The following is a 4110-nucleotide window of genomic DNA, read 5'->3' on the forward strand; positions in this document are numbered from 1 at the left end:
GCTCCCGCTCCGCTCGCGCACTGCACCCGCTCCCGCGCCGCTCCCGCTCCCGCACCGCTCCCGCTCCCGCACCGCCGTCGTGCGCCCCGGCGCCACCGCTTTCCTTCCCTCGTTTTTCTTTCTTCGGAAGTTCTTTGGCCGGGGGTGTCGATTTCGGCCTGTCCTGCTCGACGCACTGGGCAGAGCAGAGTTGGATCGGACTCTGACCGAACGACAGAGGGAGACAGATATGCGAGTCATGGTGCTGGTGAAGATGACCCGGGCGGACGAGGAGTCCTACCCCAAGGACCCGCGCGCGCTCGACGACCTCGCCGAGATGGGGCGGTTCAACGACCTGCTCACCAAGGCCGGCGTGATGCTGTCCGGTGAGGGGCTCGCGCCCAGCAGCGAAGGGAAGCTGGTCAGCTTCACCGAGGACGGCCAGAGTGTCGTCGACGGTCCGTTCGCCGAGTCGAAGGAGCTCGTCGGCGGGTACTGGATCTGGCAGGTCGAATCGATGGACGAGGCCGTCGAGTGGCTGAAGAAGTCGCCGTTCCGCGACGGCACGGTCGAGCTCCGGCGCGTCTACGAGCAAGCAGAGTTCGCCGACGGATACCCGCAGCCGAAGGCCTAAGCATGTCCACCTCGTTCCTCTACATGGCGATGTCCCTCGACGGCTTCATCGCGGGACCGGACGACAGCCCGGAGAACCCCGGGGGCGACGGCTTCATGCGGTTGCACCAGTGGATGGTCGATGCTTCCGGCGAGATCTACCGTCCGGACGGCCCAGCCGGGAAGTTCTACGACTCCATCAACGACAGCGGCGCGGTGCTGGCCGGTCGGCGTACGGTCGAGCAGGTCGATCACTGGGGTGGCAACCACCACGGCGTACCGGTGTTCGTGCCGAGCCATCGCCCACCGGGCCCGACCGTGGCGAACTACCCACTCGTCACCTACGTTGCCGACGGCATCGAGTCGGCAATGGCTCAGGCGAAGGCAGCCGCGGGGGATCGCGGCGTACTGGTCCACGGCGCCTACACAGCCCAACGCGCCCTGGAGGCCGGCGTACTGGACGAGCTAGTCATCTCCCAGATCCCCGTCCTCTTCGGCCAGGGCCGCCGCCTGTTCGACGTACTACCCAACCGGATCGAACTGGACATCATCGAGGTAGTAGACACCCCCGAGGCCACCCACCTGCACTACCGAGTACGCCGCTGAGCCGGCCGGCGGACCAAGCGTCCGCCGGCCCACCGGCCTGCCCAAACCATCACCGACCGGTCGTGCCGTCGAGCTGCTCGCGAATGATGTCGGCGTGCCCGGCATGCCGCGCGGTCTCCTGGATAACAGCGAGAATCGCCCAACGGAGATCCTGCGCCTTACCGTTCCGGATCACGGCTGCATCGGGATCACCGATCCTCGTGATGATCTCGTTGCTGGCCCGGCACGCGGCCCTGTACTCCGCCCGCAGCGTCTTCACCGAAACGGCGGGATCGACCTCCATGGATCGCTTGCCTCGGGCAACTTTCTCACCGCCCACGATCTCCTCGAACCACAGCGACTCGACAAACGTGAGGTGCTGCACCAGTCCAGCAAGATTCGTCCCGGACCCGACCGTACTACGCCGCGCATCCGCCTCACTCAACCCCGTCAGCTTCTTCAACACCCCAGCCCGCAACCCGTCGAGTTCCGCACACAACCGCTCGACCTCACCCACCATCCCACCAGAATAAGCCGAGCGCCACGCTCGCCCACGCTGTCCGGCTCGCCCAGGCTGTCCGGCTCGCGGAGGGGAAGAGCGATCGCATGCACTGCCGGCCAACTGATCCTCGGCACGGGCGGCAATGGTGCTCACGTCGAGCGGCATCGCATCGACGCATCGAAGTCGCATGTCCGCGAGCACGCGGCAACCAAAGGCGGTGGTTCCTGGACGAGCCGCTTCACGAAGGCTGCCGCACTTGGGTCCTGTCCAAGATGTGGGGAACCAACACCCTGCCGACTCTCGACGCCCTGCTGGCCTGGGTGCCATCAAGCGAGTTCGGTTATGAGGCAACGACCTGACTTGACCAGCCGACGATCTGTGCAGGTTGGCCCAGCCATCCTGTGATGGTCTCGCCGCAAGTTGCCGCCATACTGTTTGCCTGGTCCTCGTGTCATGGCTTCGGGGTGTCCGGTTTCTCCTTGCAGGGTTGGGTTTGCGGGTTGTCCACAGGCCTCGCTCGCGATTGGTTCCGGGTGCTTCGATCGGTCTATAATCGACAGTATGTTCGAGAGTCCGGCGGAGATGGTGTCCACGATGGCTTCGGTAGCCAGCGTGGACATCGCGCTGCTCGACGCCGACGGGCTGCTGGAGCACCTGTCGAAGATCCAGCAACTGGAGTCCGCACTGGCGGCCCGGAAAGCCCAGACGATGGTCGCCTTCCACTACGCCCTGTCCGGAACGTCCGCGGACCTGGGCCTCGAAGCACCCCGGCCAGGTGATCGCCTGGCCGGGCCGGCCGAGCGGCGCTGGTCAGGTGACGTGCTGCGTTCGGTGACCGACGAGCTCGGCCTGACGTTGAGCGCGCACCGCAAGACCGCTGCGTTGTGGCTGAACCGGGCCGCGGTCCTGGTCGACCGCTTCCCGGCCACCCTGCGGCTACTGAGCGCGGGCGGGATCCCGGTCGCCGCCGCCTACCACATCGCCCGTGAACTCGCGCTGATCGTCGACGACGACCTGCGCGCAGCGGTCGAGGCGATCGTGCTGGCCTGGGGACGCCGCTACGGATGGCGCCGGATCAAGAAGACCGCGCAACGAGAAACCCAGAAAGTCCTCGCCGAGTACGAATCGCTGCTGCACGCCCAACGCCAAGACGAACGCACCACCTACACCGTCAACCACAACGGCGGCACATCCGACCTGGTGGTGTCCACCTCCGCGATCGACATCACCGCGATCATGGCAGCCCTCACCCTGCGCGCCCGGCAACTCCAACACGATGGCGACCCCCGCAACCTCAACCAACTCCGCACCGACCTCGCCGTCAACCGCCTCCTCGGCAACGACCAAACCACCATTGGCAAACCCCGACAAACCACCACCCGCAACGGCGACTCGACCACCGGCAACGGCGAACCCACCAACAGCACCAACCCGACCGCCGACACCGACATCAACGCCGACCACACCGGGTCCACCAGCGACGCCCAGCCGACAGAAGACACCGATCCGGACGCCACGCCGCACACCGCCACCGCCGGGCCAGGCGCGGATGACGAGCCGGAGTGGTACACCCCCGCTCCGCGCACCGCGTCGACTCCGGACGCCACGCCGCACACCACTACCGCCGAGCCAGACGGGGATGACGAGCCGAAGTGGTACACCCCCGCTCCGCGCACCGCGTCGACTCCGGACGCCACGCCGCACACCACTACCGCCGGGCCAGGCGCGGATGACGAGCCGGAGTGGTACACCGCCGCTCCGCGCACTGCGTCGATCTCGGGCGCCATGCCCACGCCGGGTGTTGCGACTGCCGCGGGCGATGAGCGCGTGCTGGCTGCGGGTAAGGCCAGCACCGATGCCCGGGAGTGCGGGGATCGCGCGGGTGCGCAGGGCGCGGAGGTTGCGGCGAGTCCGGACGACGAGAACGTGGCCGCCGAGGACGTCTCGGACACGGGAACCGCGGATCGGTTCGCGGCCGCGCGGGTGAGTGCAGACACCGTCGCAGGTGTGGATGTCGCAGTGGGTGCAGACGCGATGCCGGGCGCGGCGGGCGTGACGGGCGTGGCGGGCTTGGGCGCTGCAGATCCGTTCCTGGCGACCGATGCCGCGACAAACCAGGACGCCGAAAGCGTGGTCGCCGCGACCATCTCGAGCGCGGACTCAGGTGCGGGTCCGGTCATGGCCGCGACCACAGACAAGAACGCAGATGCCGGTGCTGGGCGGGTTCCGGGGCCGCCGGAGTCCGGGTTGAACCCAGCCGTCGCGATCCAGGTCGTCATTCACTGCACCTACGCCGAGGCCGAAGCGCTCGCTACCGGGGCGATCTGCACCGGCGGTGAACTCCAAGGCTACGGACCCCTTCCCCAAGACGCCCTCGCGATGGCGTTCAGCAGAGCCAAGTTCAGATACCGACTCACCGACCGGACCCCGAA

The 4110-nt window shown here is 67.5% G+C and carries 3 protein-coding genes and 1 pseudogene; 3 read left to right on the forward strand and 1 reads right to left on the reverse strand.

Annotated elements, in window-relative coordinates; genetic code table 11:
- Positions 1 to 229: 229 nt before the first annotated feature.
- Together ABZ004_RS40450 and ABZ004_RS40455 are read left to right on the forward strand one after the other, a co-directional pair.
- Positions 230 to 613: a YciI family protein gene (locus ABZ004_RS40450; RefSeq protein ID WP_355687614.1), complete on the forward strand. Its 384-nt coding sequence runs from the start codon at positions 230 to 232 to the stop codon at positions 611 to 613.
- Positions 614 to 615: 2 nt separating this feature from the next.
- Entirely contained in the window at positions 616 to 1197 is a 582-nt protein-coding gene (locus tag ABZ004_RS40455; protein ID WP_355687616.1) for a dihydrofolate reductase family protein, read from the forward strand.
- 49 nt (positions 1198 to 1246) lie between these two features.
- On the opposite strand, the gene ABZ004_RS40460 is transcribed toward ABZ004_RS40455, so the two are convergent.
- The gene (locus tag ABZ004_RS40460) at positions 1247 to 1696 is read right to left on the reverse strand and encodes a DinB family protein (protein ID WP_355687618.1); all 450 of its coding nucleotides are present in this window, start codon (positions 1694 to 1696) and stop codon (positions 1247 to 1249) included.
- Between the two features lie 543 nt (positions 1697 to 2239).
- On the opposite strand from ABZ004_RS40460, the pseudogene ABZ004_RS40465 reads away from it, so the two are divergent.
- Positions 2240 to 4110: pseudogene (locus ABZ004_RS40465) on the forward strand (hypothetical protein); the annotation flags it as partial.

The sequence above is a fragment of the Kribbella sp. NPDC006257 genome (assembly GCF_040613535.1).
Taxonomy (GTDB): Bacteria; Actinomycetota; Actinomycetes; order Propionibacteriales; family Kribbellaceae; genus Kribbella.

Excerpts from the sequence above, each read along its gene's own strand:
- ABZ004_RS40450 (WP_355687614.1), top strand. The coding sequence starts at position 230 with ATGCGAGTCATGGTGCTGGTGAAGATGACCCGGGCGGACGAGGAGTCC.
- ABZ004_RS40455 (WP_355687616.1), top strand. The coding sequence starts at position 616 with ATGTCCACCTCGTTCCTCTACATGGCGATGTCCCTCGACGGCTTCATC.
- ABZ004_RS40460 (WP_355687618.1), bottom strand. The coding sequence starts at position 1,696 with ATGGTGGGTGAGGTCGAGCGGTTGTGTGCGGAACTCGACGGGTTGCGG.